We start from the raw sequence: 22,533 nt of genomic DNA, 5'->3' as shown, positions 1-22,533 counted from the left end.
CCGTTGCCGGCCGGGGAGCGCATCACGACTCCGCCACCTCCTGATAGGCGGTGACGGGAACGTCGATGAGCAGCGGTGCCGTCGCCGCCGTGGACTTCGCCACGGCGGCGACGAGCTCATCGGCGTCCCGCACCCGCACCGCGTCGATGCCGAAGAACGCCGCGGCGGCCGAGAAGTCCAACCCGGGCGGGGCGAGGTCCAGCCCGGAGTAGCCCGCCGCGGGCGGCGGACCGTCGCGCCGGGTCCGCAGGGTTTCCTTGAGGGTGCGGTACTCGCCGTTGTTCATCACCACGAACGTCACAGGAACCCGGTACCTGGCGGCGCTCCACAGCCCCTGCAGGCCGAACATCGTGCAGCCGTCACCGAGTACCGCCACCACCGGCCGGTCCGGCTCGCCGAGCGAGCTGCCGATCGCCGCGCCGATCCCGGAGCCGAGACCGCCGCCCACGGTGTGCACATAGGACCGGGGCCGGTCCAGCCGCAGCACCTCGCGCAGCCGGATCCCGGCGGTGATCGCCTCCTCGACCACCACGGCGTCGTCGGGAAGGCCCGCGGCCACCGCGTGCACGGCGGTGAGCGGACTGAGCGGGCAGCGGCCGTACCCGCGCCGAGCGAGAGCGTCGACCCGCGCCCTCCGTTCTGCGGTGCGTACCTTCGCCGCCGCGAGCCGGTCCGCCGCGGCGGGTTGCCGGCCGGTGAGTTCATTGGCGAGCGCGGCCAGGGTCGGGCGGAGACCCCCGGCCATGGCGAGCTCCACCGGGAAGTTCCGGCCCGGCTCGGTGGGATCGGAGTCGAGCTGGATCACCCTGGCACCGGGCGGAATCGGCTGCACCGGTGTGTAGTGATGCGGTCGGAAGGCGTGGCAGCCGACGATGAGGACGAGGTCGTGCCCGCGCAGCGCCGTGTGGATCTCCGCGTGTGTGGCGGTGAGCATCCCCTGGTAGAGCGGATGGGAGAGGGGGAAGTCGATGCCGTCGTTCATCGGCTGGTGGTGAACGGGCGCGCCAAGTGCCTCGGCCACCGCGACCAGTTCCGCGACCGCCCCGTCGCGACCGACGCCGTCACCGGCGACGATCGCCGGGCGCGCCGCTTCGGCGAGCAGCGCGGCAGCCTTGGCGAGGCCGCCCGCGACACCAGGATCCGGCCGCGGTGAGCGGGCGGGCACATCCACCCGCTCGTCGGAGTCCAGCAGGTCCATGGGTACGGAGAGGAACACCGGCCCGGCGGGCGGCTGCTCGGCGAGCGCGAACGCGCGCCGGAGCAAGCGCGGCAGGTCGAACGCGTGCTGCACGTCGAATACCGCTTTGGCCGCGGGCCGGGCGATGCCCACGAGATCTCCCGCCAGCATCGGGTCGTTGATCAGATGCCTGCGGTCCTGCTGGCCCGCGGTGACCACCAGCGGGGTGTGCGAACGGGCGGCGTTGAGCAGCCCGATCAGCCCGTTGGCCAGCCCGGCCGCCACGTGCAGGTTGACGAAGGCGGGCCGACCGGTGGCGCGCGCGTAGCCGTCGGCCATCGCGACCACCGAAGCCTCCTGCAGGCCGAGAACATAACGGAGGTCCGGCGCGCCCGCCATGGCCTCGATCAGGGGCAGCTCCGTGGTACCGGGATTGCCGAAGACCGTGCTGACCCCTTCCTCACGCAGGATCCGGAGCATGGCCTGGATCGGGGTTGCCACGTGACCTCTCAGGTGGTGGAGGGTTTCGCGGCCACGCGGGCCACCTTGGCGAGTACGTCGGGGCTGTAGGCGCGCCGGGACTGCTGTACGGCGAACTCCGCCATGTACGCGTTGAACGAGGCAGGCGGCTCCTCGGCGAGGTTGAGCATCCGGCGGTTGGCGACGACCGCGGGCGCGGACAGCTGCTCGGCCGTCTCCGCGATCGTGTCCTCCATCGCATCCGGGGCGACCAGCCGGTCGGCGAGCAGCGCTGCGCGCGGGTCGGTGGCCTCGATGACGGCACCGCCCAGGATCATCTGCCGGGCGATCCGCGGGCCCACCGCCCTGCTCAGCCGCAGGTTCGCCGCACCTGGCACGATCCCCTCCTTGGCCGCGGGCAGGCTGACGTAGCTGTCCGTGGCCGCGACCACCGAGTCGAAGACCAGCAGCAGCTGGGCCCCGCCGCCGATGGCGAAGGTGTCCACCGCGGCCACCCACGGCTTCTCCACGGTCTCGTCGTGGTCCGTCCGCAGCCCGCGCAGGATCTTGTTGATGTAACCGATCTCTCTGCGCAGGAGGAAGTCCACGAAGGAGATCCGGCCCCGGTGCAGGTCCTTGAGGTTGATCCCGGCGCTGAACACACGCCTGCCGAGGTAGCGCGGATGCGTCATGTGCCCGCCGCGCACCACGCCGACCCGGCACGCCTCGTCCAGCAGCACCAGGTCGACCGCGGTCTCCATGTCGTCGACGGACGGGTCGTCCTCGGCGTTGAGGCAGTGCAGGTTCCGCACGGTGAGGAACGCGGTGTCCCCCTGCCGTTCCAGGTGCACACAGCCGAGCTCGGCCACACCGGTGCGGCGGAACGCCGGCAGCGCTGCCCGCGCCCGTGCGGTCGGCCGCAGCATCGACGCCACGACGTGGGCAGCCGCCTGTGGCGCGGCCAGCAGCGCACCGAAGAACAGGCCCTGGTCGATCTCGCGGCCTTCCTTGTCCCGCTGCGGATGCCTCCGCTCGTCGGCGAGTTGGGCCGCGGTGGGCACCAGCCCGGGGAACCGCTCGGCGGCCGCCCCAGCGAGCTCCGCCAGCCGTACGGAACGCGACCGGCCGTCGGTCAGTTCGGTGTGCACGCGGTCGACGTGGCCGCGCAGGAATTCGGCACGCAGCCCGCGGCACCGCCGGTGGATCTCGTCCGCGGTGTCCTGCTGGTCCGGTGTGCGGTCCGGTTTCGCCGGAAGCGCGGCGAGCAGATCCTCTCCGGCCGCGGTGAAGGACCGCAGCGCGGCGGCGTCGGCGTCCGGTGCGCCGGTGAGTTCGGGGGCGGTCCGGTCCCAGCGGTGCGGCCGGGTGGTCGCCCGCGCGGTCACGACCCGGCTCCGCCGGGCACCACTCCACCGCCGCCACGGCCGGAGCCGCGCACGCGCAACGTCCGGTCGCACGCCGCGAGATGGGTGCCGAGCGCGTCCTCGAAGGTTGTGGTGGTCGCGTCGAGCACCAGTCGCCGCCGGATCGCCAGTTCCTCGCCCGCCAGGCCGTTCAGCACCTCAACCCGAGTGGCGACACCGGCCACGAGGTCGTCGACGACCTCGTCCAGTACACCGAGCCGGTGGGCCTCGTCCGCACCGAATCCGCGGGCGGTGAGCACCAGTCGCCGTGCGGTGGCCACGCCGAGCTGATTGGCGAGCCGGTGCAGGGCCATCCCCGGCCATGCGATGCCGTCGGAGGACGACGGGCTGATCGAGAAGTCCGGGGTGGCCACCCGGTAGTCGGTCGCCAGCAACAATTCCAGGGCCGCCGAGCCACAGCGCCCGGTGGCCGCGCCGATGGTCATCGCCGATGACCGCTCCAGCCTGCGCAGCGCCCTCTCCCACTGGTTCACCCGGTGGATGGGCACACTGCCCGGCCAGGAGGCGGGCGGTGTGTCGGGCGCGGCCGGGCGGAGGTGGACCAGGACGATCGTCCCGTCCCCGGCGTCCTCGGCCTCGCCGCACGCGGCGTTGACCGCGTCGATCTGCGCGGTCTCCAACGAGCCGTCGCAGTCGATGTCGAGGTTGACCTCCGCGAGCGCGCGGAGCCTTGTCCCACCGTCGTCGGGGGTCACGTTCACCGTCCCTCTTCCCGTGTCGTACCTACCATTCGAGCAACGCCGTCTCGATCGTCGAGCCGGGCCCCATGGTCATCAGAATCCCGTGGTCGCCGGGTGCGATGACGCCGTCGTCGAGCAGCCGCTCGTAGGAGACGAGGAACGAGCCGCTGGAGAGATTGCCGTAGTCACGCAGCACGCCCATGGTGTGCCGCACGTCGTACCGGGTCAGCCCGAGATTGATCATCATCGAGTCGATGACCTTCTTGCCGCCCGCGTGCAGGACCCAGTGCGAAATCTCGCCCCGGCGCACATCGGTGTCCTTGAGCAGGAGGTTGACGATCCCCTCTGAGTGCGCGCCGACCACGTAGGGCACGTCCCGGTCGAGGTAGAAGCTGAACTTGCCGTGGCCGTCGTCCCAGTCGTAGCGCATCGCGTCGATGGCCTCGGGAATCAGGCAGCTGGCGAACTTCCGCAGCCGCGGGCCGCGGGTGTCCCCGTCGTCGAGGAGTACCGCGGCGGCGGCGGCGCCGTCGCCGAAGAGGCTGTTCACCACCGAGGTCCGCATCGTCCCGTCGAACACGTACGCCGCCGAGCACGCCTCGACACACAGCAGCACGGCGAGTTCACCGGGGTGCGCCGCGGCCCAGCCGGTGACCGCGTTGAGACCGTTGAGTCCGGCGTTGCAGCCCATGCCCACCACATCGAGGCGGCCGCAGTCCCGGTTCATCCCGAGCTCGGAGATGAGCAGCGCACTGAACCCCGGAGTCAGGAATCCGGTCGACGACACGCAGCACAGATAGCGGACGTCCCCGAGCACCGCGTCCGCCTTCTTCAGGCATTCGTGCAGCGCGCGCGCACCCATGTCCAGGCCCTCGCGGCGGTGCTTGCGCAGCAGCTCGCCCTGCGTCTCGACGCGCCGTCCGCCGTCCGGGGCCATGGGGGGCAGGGTCAGAAACCGCCGGTCGATCGCGCTGTTTCGGAACACCGAGCGAATTCTCGGGTCGGTGATGCGGAAAATGTCGAGCAGTTCCTCCTGGGTGTAGGACGTACCCGGGACCGCGCTGCCGACACTGACTATCCGGGGCGACTCGCCCGGTTTGCCGTCGGCGTTGAGCGAGGCCGGAACTCCTGCTGATACTGCTGTCATGCGTACCTCAGGTCAATCGGGCCGGAATCAACGGCGAGAACCTTTCGGGACCGCTTGCGCTGGCCCTCTGAGTCGGCGCCGAACAACATATAACGCGCCGGGCCATAGTTCCAATGTCTTGTGTGGGGCTTCACATTGCTGCTGGTGAGCGCGGAGTAAGGGGAATTAAGGGGGGCGCGTGAGGGGGTTTACAGCTCAACGGCGCCGATGTGAAGCTGCCGTTGGCAGGCGCTGGGTGTACCCATTTTGTAAACAGGCAATTTTGCTGCCGTCTTGGCGTGGAATGGGGAGATGGATCTCCGTGTATCGGATTCTTTCCGTGATGAGCTCCGTGATGATCACCTATGTTCCGCGCTGACCTGGTCCGGCCGCTCCCCGAATTGCTTCGCGAGCATGCGGCCCAGCACGGCGGCAAAATCGCGTTCGCAGACGAACGGCGCCGAATTGGGTACGCCGACCTCGAACGGCGCAGCGGCAACCTGGCCGGGCACCTCGCCAGCCTCGGGGTGGCGCGCGGCGACCGGGTCGCCGTGCTGCTGGACAACGCCGTGGAGGCCGCGGAGAGCTACTACGCGGTGTGCCGGGCGGCCGCCACGACGGTGCCGCTGAACTCACGGGCTTCCGACGACGAGTTGGCGTACCTGCTCGCGGACAGCGGTGCGTCGGCGGTGATCACTGACGTCGAACACCACGCGCAGGTGCTCCGCACCCTGACCGCGCCGGGCCGGGTGCCGGTGCTGGTCACCGGCGACCGGGTGCCGGCGGCCCTGCTGGGCTACGAGTCGCTCGCCGAATCGACGCCCCCAGTGGCCGCACGGGACGACCTGGGGCTGGACGAGACCGCGTGGATGCTCTACACCTCCGGCACCACCGGACGTCCCAAGGGCGTGTTGTCCTCGCAGCGCAACTGCCTGTGGTCGGTGGCCGCGGCTTACGTGCCCGTGCTCGGCCTCGCGCCCGATGACCGGGTCCTGTGGCCGCTGCCGATGTCCCACAGCCTCTCGCACGTGCTGTGCGTGCACGGTGTCGCCGCGGTCGGCGCCACCGCGTGGATCACCACCGGCTTCGGCGGGCACGACCTGCTCGACCGGGTGCGGCAGGAGGAGTTCAGCTTCCTCGTCGGCGTGCCGACGATGTACCACCACCTGGTCCAGGCCGCGCGCGCCCGCGGGCTCACCGCGCCCTCACTGCGCACCTGCCTGGTCACCGGCGCGGTGGCGAACGGGGACATGCGCCAGGAGTTCGAGGACGTGTTCGGCACCGCGCTGCTGGACACCTACGGCAGCACCGAGACCTCGGGCGCGATCACCGCGAGCCGCCCGGGCGGACCGAAGGTGCCCGGCTCGTGCGGGACCGCGGTGCCCGGCCTCTCGGTCCGCCTCGCCGACCCGGAGACCGGGCTCGCCGTGCCGGACGGCACCGAGGGCGAGGTCTGGGTGCGCGGGCCCAATGTGATGTCCGGGTACCACAACGCGCCCGAGGCGACCACGGCCGTACTGCGGGACGGCTGGTACCACACCGGCGACCTCGCGGTACGCGACGGCGACGGCCACTTCAGCATCCGCGGCAGGCACAAGGAACTCATCATCCGCGGCGGGGAGAACATCCACCCCGCCGAGGTCGAGTCGCTGATCACCACCGTCGACGGGATCGCCGACGCCGCGGTCGCCGGCGTCCCTCACGACGTCCTCGGCGAGGTCCCCGCGGCGTTCGTCGTCCCGGCCGACGGTGTGCCGCCGGACCCGGAGACGATCCTGGCGCGATGCCGGGAACGCCTGTCCTTCTTCAAGGTTCCCGAACTGGTCTACCAGGTGGAGGAGATCCCGAGGACCGGCTCCGGGAAGGTCCGCCGGCACGTGCTCCGGGAGCGGGCCGGAAGCCTGCGCCCGATCGGCGGCACCCGGTCGGACTCACTGTTCCGCATCGCCTGGACGGAGCTGCCCGCCGGGTCACCCGACGGAGGGCCCTGGCGGGTGCTCGGCGACGACACCGGCGCGCTCACCGGGGCGTTGAGGTCCGCGGGCGTGGCGGCCGAGGCACGGGAGACGCTGTCCTCCGCCCTCGACGACGGACCGGCGGTCGTGGCCTGGTGCGCAACCGTAGGGGCCGACGGCGCGTTGCCCGAGCGGGTGCGCCGGGCAACGGCGCGCACACAGTCCCTGTTGCGCCAGTGGACCGAGGAGCCGAGGACCGCGGAGGCCCGGCTCGTCGTGGTCACCCGGGACGCCACCGGCGCCGCCACCGGACCGGTCGACCTGCCCGCGAACGCGGTGACGGGGACGGTGGTCGCGATACGGGCCGCCGCCGGGGACCGCGTCCTCCACGCCGACCTGGACCGGACACCGGAGTCGGCGGCCGCGCTGGCCGCGGTCGCCACGGTGGACGAACCGGTGGTCGCGATCCGCGGGGGAGTGGCGCACGCTCCCCGGCTGACCAGGACCCCGGCACAAGACCCCGGTGAGCCGGACGCGTTCACCGCGGGCACGGTGCTGATCACCGGAGCGACCGGTGCGCTCGGCGCGCTGCTGGCCCGCCACCTCGTCACCCGGCACGGCACCCGTAGCCTGCTGCTCGTCTCGCGCTCCGGACCGGACGCGCCCGGCGCCGACCGGCTGCTCAGCGAACTGACGGAAGCGGGTGCCGAGGCGAGCCTGGTCGCCTGTGACGTCACCGACCGGGACGCGCTCGCCAAGGTGATCGCGTCGGCGCCCGCCGCACATCCGCTGACCGCCGTGGTGCACACCGCGGGGGACCTCCACGAGGACCCGGCCGCCGCCCCGGGCCCGAAGGTCGCCGGCGCCTGGCACCTGCACGAGCTGACCCAAGACCTCCCGCTGCGGGCGTTCGTGATGTTCTCCGCGGCGGACACGGTGCTCGGCGGCTCCGAGCACACCGGAACCGCCGCGGGCAACGCCTTCCTGCAGGGACTTGCCCGGTACCGCCGCATGTCCGGGCTGCCGGGTGTGGCGATCGCCTGGGGATCCTGGGCGCAGCGGACCGGGATCCGCGGCCGGGTCGGCGAAGCCGAGCTCAGCAGACTCGCCCGGGCCGGTGTCGCCCCGCTCGCCCCCGCGGAGGGGCTGGCGCTGTTCGACCTCGTGGCGACGGGCGCGGACCCCCAACCGGTCGCGGCCCGGATGGACCTCTCTGCCTTCCGCGCCCGGCACACCCGACTGCCGGTACCCGCGGCGCTGCGCGGTTTGGTCCGCACCGACGAGCCGTCCGCGACGCCCGCCGGGCCGCCGCCGGCCCACCACAGCCGCGTACTCCTCGATCTGGTGCGCACCGAGACCGCCGCCCTGCTCGGACTGGACTCATCGGCGGACGTCCCCACCGACCGGGCGTTCCGAGACCTGGGCTTCGACTCCCCGACCGCGCTCGAGCTGCGCAACCGGCTGCTCCCGGTCGTCGGCACCACGCTGCCCGCCACGGTGGCGTTCGACCACCCGACCCCGGCCGCGCTCGCGGCACACCTGGCCGCACGGCTGTCCGGCGGGACGGACCCCGCACCGGAACCGGGTCCGCCACCGGCCGTCGCCGAGGATGAGCCGATCGCCATCATCGGGATGGGCTGCCGGCTGCCGGGGGACATCCGCGGTCCGGAGGACCTGTGGCGGGTGGTGACCGGGGACCGCGACGTCATCGGCGACTTCCCCACCGACCGCGGCTGGGACCTCGCCGCGCTCTATGACCCCGACCCCGACACGGCCGGGCGCAGCTACGTGCGCCACGGCGGGTTCCTCTCCGACGCGGGCGAGTTCGACCCGGCGTTCTTCGGGATATCCCCGCGCGAGGCACTGGCCATGGACCCCCAGCAGCGGCTGCTGCTCGAACTGTCGTGGGAGACGGTGGAACGCGCGGGTATCGACCCGCAGACGTTGGGGCGCAGCCGGACCGGCGTGTTCACCGGCGTGATGTTCCACGACTACGGCTCGGGTGCCGGACCGGCCGCCGACGAGGTCGAGGGCCACCGCGGCATCGGCGCGTCCGGCAGCATGGTGTCCGGCCGGATCGCCTACACCCTGGGGCTACGGGGCCCCACCCTCACCATCGACACGGCCTGTTCGTCGTCGTTGGTCGCCCTGCACCTGGCGGGCCAGTCCCTGCGCCGGGGCGAATGCTCGCTCGCCCTCGCCGGCGGCGTGGCCGTGATGGCCACACCCGCGGTGTTCGTCGAGTTCAGCCGCCAGCGCGGGCTGGCGCCGGACGGCCGGTGCAAGCCGTTCGCCGCCGCCGCCGACGGCACCGCATGGTCCGAGGGCGCGGGCCTGCTGCTGCTGGAACGGCTCTCGGACGCCCGCCGCAACGGGCACCGGGTCCTTGCCGTACTGCGGGGCAGCGCGGTGAACTCCGACGGCGCCTCGAACGGGCTGACCGCGCCGAGCGGCCCCGCGCAGGAAGCCGTGATCCGCCACGCGCTCGCCGACGCCGGACTGCGGCCGTCCGACGTGGACGCGGTGGAGGCGCACGGCACCGGCACCCGGCTCGGTGACCCGATCGAGGCGGGCGCGCTGCTCGCCACGTACGGCCGGGACCGCGACCCCGACCGGCCGCTGCTGCTCGGCTCGCTGAAGTCCCACCTCGGCCACGCCCAGGCGGCCTCGGGGGTCGCAGGCGTGATCAAGATGGTGTGCGCGCTGCGGAACGGCGAACTGCCGCGGACGCTGCACGTCGACGGGCCCACCCCGCACGTCGACTGGTCCGCGGGAACCGTGCGGCTGCTGACCGAGCCGACCCCGTGGCCGCACACCGGACGCCAGCCCCGCGCCGCGGTCTCGTCGTTCGGGGTCAGCGGGACGAACGCGCACGTGATCCTCGAACGTGCCGAACCGGAACCGGCGACGCCCGATGACGAACAAGGCCCCGTGGCGCTGCTGCTGTCCGCGCGCGGTGACCGTGCCCTCGCCGCGCAGGCCGCCCGGCTGCGCGCCCGGCTCACCGCCGCACAGGACCTCTCCCTCGCCGGTGCCGGGAGCACGCTGGCGTTCGGCAGGGCGGCCCTGCCGCACCGGGCGGTGGCCGTCGGCGACCGCGTGGACCTGCTGGCCGGGCTGGCCGCACTGGCCGCCGGGGAACCCACACCCACCGTGACCACCGGCACCGCGGGCGAGCCGGGGCGGTTGGCGTTCACCTTCCCCGGACAGGGCTCGCAATGGGCGGGCATGGCGGTTGACCTGCTCGACTCGTCCGCCGTGTTCGCCGACGCGATGGCCGACTGCGCACGGGCGCTCGACGCGTTCGTCGACTGGGACCTCGTCGCGGTGCTGCGCGGTGCGCAGCTGCCGGACTGGGCGGACCGGGTCGACGTGGTCCAGCCGGTGCTGTGGGCGACGATGGTCTCGCTCGCCGCCGTGTGGCGTTCCTTCGGCGTCGTACCGGACGCCGTCGTCGGCCACTCCCAGGGCGAGATCGCCGCCGCCTGCGTCGCGGGCGCGCTGTCCCTCGACGACGCCGCCCGTGTGGTGGCGTTGCGCAGCCGCGCCCTGTCCGTGCTCGTCGGCGACGGCGCGATGACGTCCGTCGCCGCCGCCGCGGGCCAGGTCGAGCAGTGGCTCGTCGACGCCCCCGAACTGTCCCTGGCCGCTGTCAACGGCCCCCGGACCGTGGTGGTCTCCGGTCCGGTCGGCCGGGTCGGGGAGTTCGAAGACCGGCTCGGACTGCTCGGCGTCCGCACCCGGCGGATCGCCGTGGACTACGCCTCGCACTCCGCGCAGATGGCGCGGATCGAGGCCGAGCTCGCCGATGTACTCGCACCCGTCGCACCGCGCCGCGCGACCGTGCCCTGGTACTCCACGGTGGACCGGCGGTGGCTCGACGGCACGGAGGCCGACGCCGCCTACTGGTACCGCAACCTGCGCCAGACGGTCTGGTTCGATACGGCCACCGAGGAGCTGCTGGCCCGCGACCACACCACGTTCGTCGAGGTGAGCCCGCACCCGGTGCTGACCGTGGGGATCCAGCAGCGCGTGGAGAGCGCCGCGGCCCCCGCCATCGTGACCGGCACCCTGCGGCGCGACGACGGCGGCTGGACACGTATGCTCGCCGCCGCCGCGGATCTGCACGTCCGCGGTGTCCGGGTGGACTGGACCCCCGCCTTCCCCGGCGGTGTCCGCACCGTCGACCTGCCCACCTACCCGTTCCAGCGGTCCCGGTTCTGGCTGCGGTCGGCGGGGCCGGCCAGGCCGGCCGGCGAACTCGGCATCGACGCCGCGGGCCACCCCCTGCTCGGTGCGGTGGTGCCGGTCGCCGGCACGGACACCGCGGTACTGACCGGGCTGCTGTCCCCGGACACCCATCCGTGGCTGACCGACCACGCCGTGCTGGGCCACACCGTGCTGCCCGGTCCGGCCTTCGTCGACCTCGCCCTGCACGCCGGCGCCGAGCTCGGCTGCGCCGAGCTGTCCGAACTGACCGTGCACACCCCGCTCGTGCTGCCCGGACGGGACGGTGTGCGGATCCAGGTCACCGTGTCCGAGGCGGACGAGTCCGGGGCCCGCACCGTGGCCGTCCACTCCCGGACCGCGGACGAGACACAGCCGTGGACCCGGCATGCCAGCGGCGTCCTCGCCACGGCGGGCGGGCCCGCCCGCGCGCCCCGGGCAGCCGAGCGGGCATGGCCACCGCCCGGCTCGGTGCCGGTGTCCGTGGCCGACTGGTACGACCGGGTCGCGCGGACCGGTGTCGACTACGGCGAGTCCTTCCACACCGTGCGATCGGTGTGGCGGTACGGCCAGGACGTCCTCGCCGAGATCGCTCTTCCCGACGACCTCCGGTCCGACGCGGGCCGGTTCGCCGTGCATCCGGTGCTGCTGGACGCGGCACTGCAGGCGTGGCGGTGTGCCGCCGATGGCGATAGCGATGGCGATGGCGATGGCGACGGTGACGACGCGAGCGTACGGATGCCGTTCTCCTGGTCCGGGGTGCGGATCGGCGCGACCGGTGCGACGGCCGCGCGGGTGTGGCTGCGGGCGGGCGACGACGGCGCCCTCGCGCTGCGGCTGACCGACCCGGACGGCGCCGAACTGGTCGCGGTGGACTCGCTGGCACTGCGCGCGGTCACCGCGGAGCGACTGGGCGCGCGCCCGGGCTCCCTCCTGGTCGAGCGCTGGGTCGAGGCCGGGCAGCTCGGCGGCGCCGCGGACGCCAAGGTCGTCGCAGCCGTGGACGCCCCCGTCGTCGCACAAGTGCCGCCCACCGACGACGAGGACGTGCCCAACGCGGTCCGCACGGCGCTGCGTTCGGTGCTCGGCACCCTCCAGGACCGGCTCGCCGGCGAACCGGCGTCCTCGCCGCTGGTCGTCCTCACCCACCGGGCCGTCCGCTGTGGGCCACGGGACGCCGCCGCCGATCCGGTCGGTGCGGCGGTATGGGGCCTGGTGCGCTCCGCGCAGTCGGAGCACCCGGACCGGATCGTGCTCATCGACACCGACGGACCGCTCGCACCGGACCGGCTCCCCCCGCTGGCCGGCTCCGGTGAAGCGCAACTGGCCGTGCGCGGCGACCGGGTGCTGGTGCCCCGCCTCGCACGGGCCGCCACCGCCACCGGGGAACGGGAAGCCTGGCACCGGGAGGGCACGGTGCTGGTCACCGGCGCCACCGGCGGACTCGGCGGCGTCATCGCCCGGCACCTGGCCACCGCGCACGGCGTGCGGCGGCTGTTGCTCGCCTCGCGCTCCGGCCCGGCCGCGCCGGGAGCCGAGGCGCTGGTGCGGGAGTTGGACGCGGCGGGCGCCCAGGTGCGGGTGGTGGCCTGCGACATGGCCGACCGGGACGCCGTACGGCAGCTGGTCGCCGAGGTGCCCGCCACGGCCCCGCTGTGCGCCGTGGTGCACGCGGCCGGGGTGGTTGACGACGGCCTGGTGGACGCGCTGACCCCACAGCGGCTGGACACCGTGCTCGGGCCCAAGGCGGACGGCGCCTGGCATCTGCACGAGGCGACGGCGGACCTGCCCCTGACGGCGTTCGTCCTGTTCTCCTCCGCGGCCGGTGTGCTCGGCGCTCCCGGCCAGGCCAACTACGCGGCGGCCAACGCCTTCCTCGACGGACTGGCGGGGCAGCGGCGAGACTCGGGCCTGCCAGCCCTCGCCGTCGCGTGGGGGCTGTGGGACATCGACGCGGGCATGGGCGGCCGCCTGGACGAGGCGGACCGCCGCCGGCTCGCCCGGTTGACCGCGCCGATGCCCCTCGACCACGGGCTCGCCCTCTTCGACGAGGCGCTGCGCCAGGACCAGCCGGCCGTCCTGGCCGCGAAGCTGGATCCGGCGGGCATACGGGCCGACGACGCGCCCGCCGTGCTGCGCCAGCTGGTCCGCCGCCCCGCCCGGCGGACCGCGACCGGTGCACCGGAATCGGCGCTCACCGAGCGGCTGCGCGGGTTGTCCGCCGACCAGCAGACCGCACTGCTGCTCGACACGTTGCGCACCCATGCGGCGCGGATCCTCGGCCACGCCGCGGCCACCGCCATCGACGCCGCCATGACGTTCAAGGAGCTGGGCTTCGACTCACTCACCGGCCTGGAACTGCGCAACGGGCTCACCACCGCCACCGGCGCCCGGCTGCCCGCCACCCTGGTGTTCGACCACCCGACGCCCGAGCAGGCCGCGCGCTTCCTCCGGGAGCAGCTGACCGGTGCCGCGGCAGCGCCCGCCACCCCGGCGGGCCCGGCGGTGGCCACGGACACGGACCCGGTCGTCGTGGTCGGCATGGGGTGCCGGTTCCCCGGCGGGGTGACCTCGCCGGAGGACCTGTGGGAGCTGGTGGCTTCGGGCGGGGACGCGATCGGCGCGGTCCCGGCCGACCGCGGCTGGACGGCCCACGCCGAACTGCGCCGCGGCGGCGGCTTCGTGGACGGCGTCGCGGACTTCGACGCGGGATTCTTCGGGGTGTCGCCGCGCGAGGCGGCGGCGATGGACCCGCAGCAGCGGATCCTGCTCGAGGTGGTGTGGGAGGCGCTGGAGCGGGCCGGGATCGACACGGCCCCGCTACGGGGCAGCGACACCGGCGTGTTCGTCGGCACCCACGGGCAGGACTACGCCCAGCTGCTGGCCAAGGGCGCCGACACCACCGAGGGCTACTCGGTGACCGGCAGCGCGGCGAGCGTGGTCTCCGGCAGGATCGCCTACACCTTCGGGCTGGAAGGCCCGACGGTGACCATCGACACCGCGTGCTCCTCGTCGCTGGTGGCCATCCACCTCGCCGCGCAGGCGCTGCGGCTGGGGGAGTGCTCACTGGCACTGGCCGGTGGCGCATCCGTGATGTCCACTCCCGAGGGCATCGTGGCCTTCGCCCACCAGGGCGCACTGTCCGACGACGGTCGCTGCAAGGCGTTCGGCGCCGGCGCGGACGGGTTCGGGATGGCCGAGGGCGCCGGTGTGCTCGTACTGGAGCGGCTCTCCGACGCCCGCCGCAACGGGCATGACGTCCTCGGCGTCATCCGGGGCAGCGCGGTCAACCAGGACGGCGCGTCGAACGGGATCACCGCGCCCAACGGCCCCGCGCAGGAACGCGTCGTCCGCAAGGCACTCGCCGCCGCGGGACTCCGGCCCTCCGACGTGGACGTCGTGGAGGCGCACGGCACCGGGACCAGCCTGGGCGATCCGATCGAGGCACAGGCACTGCTGGCGACCTACGGCTCGGACCGGGAACGGCCGCTGTGGCTCGGATCGGTGAAGTCCAACATCGGGCACACCCAGGCCGCCGCGGGCGTGGCCGGCGTGATCAAGATCTTGATGGCGATGCACCACGAGACCCTGCCCCGCACCCTGCACGCCGACGAGCCCTCGCCGCACGTCGACTGGTCCACCGGCCGGGTGGAACTGCTGACCGAACCGGCGGACTGGACCGGACACGGACATCCGCGCCGGGCGGGCGTGTCGTCCTTCGGGATCAGCGGGACCAACGCCCACCTCGTCCTCGAACAGGCCCCGCCACCGGCGGCCGGGCCACCCGGTGAACCGGTGGACCGGCCCATGGTGCCGTGGGCCCTGAGCGCCCGGACCGAGCCTGCGCTGCGCGCCCAGGCCCGTGCGCTGCTGCGCCACCTCGACCACGGCGACGACACGCGCGCGGCCGACATCGGACACTCGCTCGCGGGGCGCACCCGCCTCGCACACCGCGCCGTGCTGCTCGGAACGGACACCGGCGCCCTGCGCACCGAACTTGCCGCGCTGGCCCGGGAGAACAGGACACCGCACCAGGTCCGCGGCCGCACAGCGCCCGGCGCACTCGCGGTCCTCTTCAGCGGCCAGGGCAGCCAACGGCCCGGCATGGGACGCAGACTGGCCGAGACCGCGCCGTCGTTCGCCCGCGCGCTGGACGAGGTGTGCGCACTGCTGGACCGCGGCCTGGACCATCCGGTCCGGGACGTGATGTTCGCCGAGCCGGACAGTCCGCTCGCGGCGCTCCTGGACCAGACCGCCTACACCCAGGCAGCACTGTTCGCGGTGCAGGTGGCGCTGTACCGGCAGCTGCACGACTGGGGTGTGCGCCCCGACCACGTCGGCGGCCACTCCATCGGCGAGGTGGCGGCGGCGCACATCGCCGGGGTGCTGTCCCTGGCGGACGCGGCCGCCCTGGTCGTCGCCCGCGGCACCCTCATGCAACGGTTGCCCGCCGGCGGTGCGATGCTGGCCGTCTCGGCCACCGAGGACACGGTCGCGGCGCTCATCGAGGACACCGGGGCGTGCGTCGCCGCGGTCAACGGGCCCGCGGCGGTCGTGGTCGCGGGTTCGGCGGACGAGGTGTCCGCGGTGGCGGAACACTGCCGTACGGGCGGGATCAAGGCCAAGCGGTTGCGGGTGTCGCATGCGTTCCACTCACCGCTGATGGAGCCGATGCTCGCCGAGTTCGCGGACGCGGTGTCCGGCCTCGAGTTCCGCCCGCCCCGGATCCCGATGGTGTCCACCGTGACCGGCGCGGGGCTGAACCCGGCCGAGGTCCGCACCCCCGGGTACTGGGTGGACCAGGTCAGGCGCGCGGTGCGGTTCGCCGACGCGATGGACTGGCTCACCAAGCAGGGCGCCACCACCTTCCTCGAGATCGGCCCGGACGGCGTGCTGTCGGGAATGGCCGGGGAAAACCTCACCGACCCCGCGCTGGCCGTGGTGCCCGCGCTGCGGCGGGACGAGGACGAGTTCACCGCGCTCGTCACGGCCGCCGCCCGGCTGGACACGCGCGGACACGACGTGGACTGGCGGGCGCAACTCGCCGACGCCCGGCCGCGGCGAGTACCACTGCCGACCTATGCGTACCAGCGCTCCCGCTACTGGATTGACCCGACCACATCGGCATCGCTCTACCGGCTGGGCTGGGAGCCCCGACACGGCGGGCACGGATCCTCCCCCGCACGGCTCGCGGCCTCCCCCGCACGGCTCGCGGTGCTCGGCTCCGGCGCGGCCGCACTGGCCGGCACGCTCGCCGCACCGCGCTACGCCGATCTCGCCGAGCTCGCCGCAACCGGGCCGGTGCCCGACCTCGTGGTCATGCCCGTGGCGGCCGGTGCGAAGCCCGACGCCGTCACCGCGGCCGTGAACGGCACGCTCGATGTGATCCGGTCCTGGCTCACCGACCCGCGTCTGGCGTCCGCCCGGCTGATGCTCCTGACCGAGGGTTCGGTCCACTGCGGACAACCCGATGGCGGCGTCGATCTCGCGGGCGCGGGGGTGTGGGGCCTGGTGCGCTCGGCCCAGGCCGAGCACCCGGGTCGCTTCCTGCTCGCCGACGTGGATGACGTGGCTGACGCCGACGGGGTGGCCACCGCCGTAAGGGCCGGGGAACCCCAGGCGGCCGTCCGCGCACACGAGCTCCTTGTGCCCCGGCTGGTGCCCGGCGGCAGTGCGACAGGCGATGGCATGCACTGGGACCCGGCGGGCACCGTGCTGATCACCGGCGGCACCGCAGGGCTCGGCGCCATCCTCGCCCGGCACCTCGTCACCCACCACGGCATACGACACCTGGTGCTGGCCGGCCGTTCGGGTTCCGTCGCCGACGGACCGCTGGCCGAACTGCGGGAGCTGGGCGCCGAGGTGCGGGCGGTGGCGTGCGACGTCACGGACCCGGACGCGGTGCGCCGACTGGTCGCCGAGGTGCCTGCCGGGGCCCCGCTCCGGGGCGTGCTGCACGCGGCCGGGGTGGTCGACGACGGCGTTGCGTCGTCGCTGACCCCCGCGCAGGTCGACGCCGTGCTGCGGCCCAAGGTGCACGGTGCGTGGCACCTCCACGAGGCGACCGCCGGACTGCCGCTCTCGGCGTTCGTGGTGTTCTCCTCCGCCGCCGGGGTGCTGGGGACGCCCGGCCAGGCCAACTACGCGGCGGCCAACTCCTTCCTCGACGGGTTCGCGTACTGGCGGCGTGCCGCCGGTCTGCCCGCCGTGTCGCTGGCCTGGGGGCCATGGGACACCGAGGACGGCATGGCGGCCCGGGTCGACGGCGCACACCGGCGCAGGCTCGCCCGGTCAGGACCCCCGCTGCGCCCCGAGGAAGCACTCGCCCTGTTCGACGAGGCGTGTCGGCGCAACGAGCCGGTCGCGGTCCCGGCCAGGTTCGACCTGGCCGACACCACCACCGACGCGCTGCCGGTCGTGCTGCGCGGACTCCTCCCGACCCCCGGGGCGCGGGAAGCCGAATCCCGCGGATCCGACTGGCTCGCCACGTCGGCCGTCCACCACCCACAGCAGCGTGAGCGGGCCCTCCTCGATCTGGTGCGAACGGAAGCGGCCCTGGTGCTCGGGCACGGGTCGGCCGACCAGCTCGACACGCTGACGGCGTTCCGCGATCTCGGCTTCGACTCCCTGACCGGAGTGGAACTGCGCAACGCGTTGAGCATGGCCACCGGGCTGGCCCTGCCCGCGGCGCTGGTGTTCGACCACCCGACACCGCAGGCACTCGCCCAGCACCTGCACCGGTTGCTCGACGGTGCCGACACCGTGCGGGACCGTGGTACCCCGGCCGACCCGGCCGTGGCCACCGACCCGATCGCGATCGTGGGCGTCGCCTGCCGGTTCCCCGGCGGGGTGTCCTCACCGGAGGACCTATGGGACCTGGTGGCCACCGGCAAGGACGCGATCACCGGGTTCCCCGCCGACCGGGGCTGGGACGTGGACGGCCTGTTCGACGCGGATCCGGAGCGGTCCGGCCGCAGCTATGTGCGGGTCGGCGGGTTCGTAGACGGCGCCGCGGACTTCGACGCCGGGTTCTTCGGCATCTCGCCGCGCGAGGCCGTGGCCACGGACCCGCAGCAGCGGCTGCTGCTGGAGGTGGCCTGGGAGGCGCTGGAGCGCGCCGGGATCGACGCGGGCGCTCTGCGCGGCACGGATACGGGGGTCTTCGTCGGTTCCAACGGACAGGACTACGGCGCGGTGCTGACCGGCTCACCGGACGACATGGAGGGGTACCGCGGACTCGCCAGCTCGGCCAGTGTCCTCTCCGGACGGGTGTCCTACGTGTTCGGTCTGGAGGGACCCGCGGTCACCGTGGACACGGCGTGTTCGTCGTCGCTGGTGGCCCTGCACTGGGCCGCCGGGGCACTGCGCCACGGCGAGTGCTCGCTGGCGCTGGTCGGTGGTGTCACCGTGATGTCCACTCCGGACGCGTTCGTGGAGTTCAGCCGCCAGCACGGCCTTGCGCCGGATGGTCGGTGTAAGGCGTTTTCGGATGGGGCGGATGGGACGAACTGGGGGGAGGGTGTGGGTGTTGTGGTGTTGGAGCGGTTGTCGGATGCGCGGCGTCGTGGGCATGAGGTGTTGGCGGTAATGCGGGGTTCTGCGGTGAATCAGGATGGTGCGTCGAATGGGTTGACGGCGCCGAATGGTCCGTCGCAGGAGCGGGTGATCCGGGCCGCGTTGGCGAGTGGCGGTCTGTCCGCGTCCGATGTGGATGTGGTGGAGGCGCACGGTACCGGGACGAAGCTCGGTGACCCGATCGAGGCGCAGGCGTTGTTGGCGACGTACGGGCAGGACCGCGACCGGCCACTGTGGCTCGGTTCGATCAAGTCGAACATTGGGCACACGCAGGCGGCTGCGGGTGTCGCTGGTGTGATCAAGATGGTGTTGGCGATGCGGTATGGGGTGTTGCCGCGGACGTTGCATGTGGGTGAGCCGTCTTCGCAGGTGGATTGGTCGTCGGGTGCGGTGGAGTTGTTGGGTGAGGCGCGGGTGTGGGAGGTGGGGGATGGTCGTCTGCGGCGTGCGGGTGTGTCGTCGTTCGGGATCAGTGGGACGAATGCGCATGTGATTGTGGAGGGAGTGGAGCCGTCGCCTGTTGCTGAGCGTGGTGAGTCTGTGGGTGTTCCGGTGGTGTGGCCGGTGTCGGGGCGTGGGGTTGAGGGGTTGCGGGCGCAGGCGGCGCGGTTGGCCGAGTTCCTGGATGAGCGTTCTGATGTGTCGCCTGTCGATGTGGGGTTTTCGCTGGCGACGAGTAGGGCGCGGTTGTCGCATCGGGGTGTTGTGGTGGGGTCCAGCACGGACGAACTCGTCGAGGGACTGAAGGTGTTGGCCTCGGGCGAGCCGCAGACTGGTGTGGTCGAGGGAGCGGCCTCGTTGGCCGGACCATTGGGCGTGGTGTTTACGGGCCAGGGTGCGCAGCGGGTGGGCATGGGGCGTGGTCTGTATGGCGTGCTGCCGATGTTCACTGAGGTGTTCGATCGGGTGGCGTCGGGCTTTGAGGGTCTGCTGGATCGGTCGTTGTTGGATGTGGTGTTTGACGATGCTGGGGCGTTGGAGGACACGTTGTACGCCCAGGCGGGGTTGTTCGCCGTTGAGGTTGCGTTGTTTGAGCAGCTGCGGGTGTGGGGTGTGGCGCCGGAGTGTGTGGCGGGACATTCGGTGGGTGAGGTGTCGGCTGCTTACGCGGCGGGTGTGGTGTCGTTGGAAGACGCGTGCCGGTTGGTGGCGGCGCGGGGTCGGGCGATGCGGCGGGCGCGTTCGGATGGGGCGATGCTGGCCGTGGGTGCTACGGAGTCGGACGTTGTTGAGCTGCTGGGTGATGGGGTGGGTCTGGCCGCGGTGAACGGGCCTGCCTCGGTCGTGGTGTCGGGCGACGCCGACCGGGTTGCGGTGTTGGAGGGGGTGTGTCGGGAGCGGGGTTGGAAGGTCAGTCGGCTGCGGGTCTCGCGGGCGTTCCATTCCCACCATATGGACGGGGCGTTGCAGAACTTCGCTGCCGCCATTGATGAGCTCACCTTTGCGCGGCCGAGGATGCCGCTGGTGTCCACGGTGACCGGCCAGCCGGTCGACGAGCGGGTGGCGACGCCCGCGTATTGGGTGGAGCAGGTGCGGGCCACGGTGCGTTTCGGCGATGCCGTGGAGTACATGGCCGAGCAGGGTGGTGTGACCGCGTTCCTGGAAGTGGGTCCGGATGCCGCGCTGACTCCGGTGATTGACAGTGCGGTGGCGGTGCCGACGCTGCGGGAGGGGCAGGACGAACACCGGTCGCTGCTCGCGGCGTTGGCCCAGCTGCACACCCACGGCATCGAACCCGACTGGGCCGCCGTCTACGCACCGTACGCGCCGCGCACCGTCGATCTCCCGACGTACGCCTTCCGACACCGCCGGTACTGGCCGACGACCACGGTCCCCGTTGCCGAGGCCAACGGCACCGCGCCCGTGCCTCGGGACGCGGAGGAGACAGAGACCGAGAGCACACCCGCGTGGCCTGGCATGGTCGCTGGGCTGACCGGGGCGGAGCGCGAGCGGGTTGTGTTGGACCTGCTCACCAAACAGGTGGCCGGGGTGCTCGGCGTCGCACCAGGAGAGGTGGACGACCGCAAGGGCTTCCTGGAACTCGGGTTCAGCTCGCTGACCGGAGTCGAGCTGCGGAACCGGCTGAACGGGCTCACCGGCCTGCGCCTGCCGACCACGACCATCTTCGACCATCCGTCGGTCGCGATGCTGGCGGCGCGGCTCGACGCCGAGCTGGCCGCCGCCGATGACTCGGCATCACCGGTGCTCGCCGAACTCGACCGTCTGGAGGCTGTTCTCGCGGCAGCCCCACCGGAGGACCGGAACCGTCCGCGGGTCGCCGCCCGGCTGGAGCTCCTGCTGGCGCAGTGGAAGCGGCCGTCGGGCTCCGGCGGCGCGGAATCGGCCGAACTGGACTTCGAAACCTCCACGGTGGACGAGGTCTTCGACTTCATCGATGGCGAACTGGGACTTTCGTAGGCCCACCTGACCTGGGTCTCGACCCCTGAGGTGCACATGAACCGAGAAGACAAAATCGTCGACTACCTGAAGAAGGTGACGGCGGATCTACACCGCACTCGTCAGCGGCTCCAGGAGCTCGAGGACAGCGGTAATGAGCCGATCGCGATCGTCGGAATGAGCTGCCGGTTCGCGGGCGGCGTGGGTGGCCCCGCGGACCTGTGGGACCTGGTGGCCACCGGCGGCGACGCGATCGGATTCTTCCCGGAGAACCGCGGGTGGGACACCGAGGCGCTGTACGACCCGGACCCCGACCGGGCCGGGCACAGCTATGTGCGCGAGGGCGGCTTCCTCTACGAGGCCGGTGAGTTCGACCCGGCCTTCTTCGGGATGAGCCCGCGTGAGGCGGCGGCGATGGACCCGCAGCAGCGGCTGCTGCTGGAAGCCGCATGGGAGGCGTTCGAGGACGCGGGCGTGGTGCCCGAGTCGTTGCACGGCAGCGACACCGGGGTGTTCGTCGGCACGAGCATCCAAGACTACGGCTCGTTGTTCTCCCAGGCGCCCGAGGGCGCCGAGGGCTACTTCACCACCGGCAACGCGGCGAGCATCATGTCCGGTCGGCTCTCCTACGTGTTCGGTCTGGAGGGACCCGCGGTCACCGTGGACACGGCGTGTTCGTCGTCGCTGGTGGCGCTGCACCTCGCCGCCCAGGCGCTACGGCAGAGCGAGTGTTCGCTCGCCCTCGTCGGCGGTGTGATGGTGATGTCCACCCCGGACGCCTTCGTCGAGTTCAGCAGGCAGCGCGGGCTGTCCCCAGACGGCCGGTGCAAGGCGTTCTCCGACGCCGCTGACGGCACCGGCTGGGGCGAAGGCGTCGGCATGCTGCTGATCGAGCGGCTGTCGGATGCGCGGCGTAACGGCCATGAGGTGTTGGCGGTCGTGCGGGGTTCGGCGGTGAATCAGGACGGCGCCAGCAGTGGTCTCACGGCGCCGAATGGTCCGTCGCAGGAGCGGGTGATCCGGGCTGCGTTGGCGAGTGGTGGTCTGTCCGCGTCGGATGTGGATGTGGTGGAGGCGCATGGGACCGGAACGCGGTTGGGCGATCCGATCGAGGCGCAGGCGTTGCTGGCGACGTATGGGCAGGGTCGGGATGAGGGTCGGCCGCTGTGGCTTGGCTCGATCAAGTCGAATATTGGGCATACGCAGGCCGCCGCCGGTGTCGCTGGTGTGATCAAGATGGTGCAGGCGATGCGGCATGGGGTGTTGCCGCGCACGTTGCATGCGGATGCGCCGTCGTCGCAGGTGGATTGGTCTTCAGGCGCGGTGGAGTTGTTGGGTGAGGCGCGGGTGTGGGAGGTGGGGGATGGTCGTCTGCGGCGTGCGGGTGTGTCGTCGTTCGGGATCAGTGGGACGAATGCGCATGTGATCGTGGAGGAGGCTGAGCCGTCGCCGGTTGCCGAGCGCGGTGATGGTGCGGACGTTCCGGTGGTGTGGCCGGTGTCGGGGCGTGGGG

6 protein-coding genes are annotated in these 22,533 nt (G+C 72.7%); 2 read left to right on the top strand and 4 right to left on the bottom strand.

Going from position 1 to position 22,533, the window contains the following annotated elements; translation table 11 throughout:
• Nucleotides 1–22: 22 nt before the first annotated feature.
• Genes VT50_RS10305 through dpgA form a run of 4 tightly spaced genes read right to left on the bottom strand, consistent with a single transcriptional unit; the run spans nucleotide 23 to nucleotide 4,887 of the window.
• Nucleotides 23–1,678: a thiamine pyrophosphate-binding protein gene (locus VT50_RS10305; RefSeq protein WP_338058317.1), complete on the bottom strand. Its 1,656-nt coding sequence runs from the start codon at nucleotides 1,676–1,678 to the stop codon at nucleotides 23–25.
• 8 nt (nucleotides 1,679–1,686) lie between these two features.
• Complete coding sequence (gene dpgC / locus VT50_RS10300; protein ID WP_079343806.1) at nucleotides 1,687–3,021, bottom strand: (3,5-dihydroxyphenyl)acetyl-CoA 1,2-dioxygenase DpgC; 1,335 nt, start codon at nucleotides 3,019–3,021, stop codon at nucleotides 1,687–1,689.
• Nucleotides 3,018–3,761: an enoyl-CoA-hydratase DpgB gene (gene dpgB / locus VT50_RS10295; RefSeq protein WP_079343805.1), complete on the bottom strand. Its 744-nt coding sequence runs from the start codon at nucleotides 3,759–3,761 to the stop codon at nucleotides 3,018–3,020. The genes dpgC and dpgB overlap by 4 nt, the downstream gene beginning before the upstream one ends.
• A 22-nt stretch (nucleotides 3,762–3,783) precedes the next feature.
• Nucleotides 3,784–4,887, bottom strand: a complete 1,104-nt coding sequence (gene dpgA / locus VT50_RS10290) for a 3,5-dihydroxyphenylacetyl-CoA synthase DpgA (RefSeq protein WP_079343804.1) — start codon at nucleotides 4,885–4,887, stop codon at nucleotides 3,784–3,786.
• Between the two features lie 344 nt (nucleotides 4,888–5,231).
• On the opposite strand from dpgA, the gene VT50_RS40350 reads away from it, so the two are divergent.
• Nucleotides 5,232–21,041 (top strand): type I polyketide synthase, encoded by a 15,810-nt coding sequence (locus VT50_RS40350; protein ID WP_240529113.1) that lies wholly within the window; start codon nucleotides 5,232–5,234, stop codon nucleotides 21,039–21,041.
• A 36-nt stretch (nucleotides 21,042–21,077) separates the two neighbouring features.
• A partial coding sequence (locus tag VT50_RS10225; protein WP_240529112.1) for a type I polyketide synthase occupies nucleotides 21,078–22,533 on the top strand: 1,456 nt, incomplete at its 3' end.

It is taken from the genome of Streptomyces antioxidans (assembly GCF_000968685.2).
GTDB classification, from domain to species: Bacteria; Actinomycetota; Actinomycetes; order Streptomycetales; family Streptomycetaceae; genus Streptomyces; species Streptomyces antioxidans.
This window is presented reverse-complemented; position numbering and strand designations above follow the sequence as displayed.

Excerpts from the sequence above, each read along its gene's own strand:
- dpgA (WP_079343804.1), bottom strand. The coding sequence starts at position 4,887 with ATGACAGCAGTATCAGCAGGAGTTCCGGCCTCGCTCAACGCCGACGGC.
- VT50_RS40350 (WP_240529113.1), top strand. The coding sequence starts at position 5,232 with ATGTTCCGCGCTGACCTGGTCCGGCCGCTCCCCGAATTGCTTCGCGAG.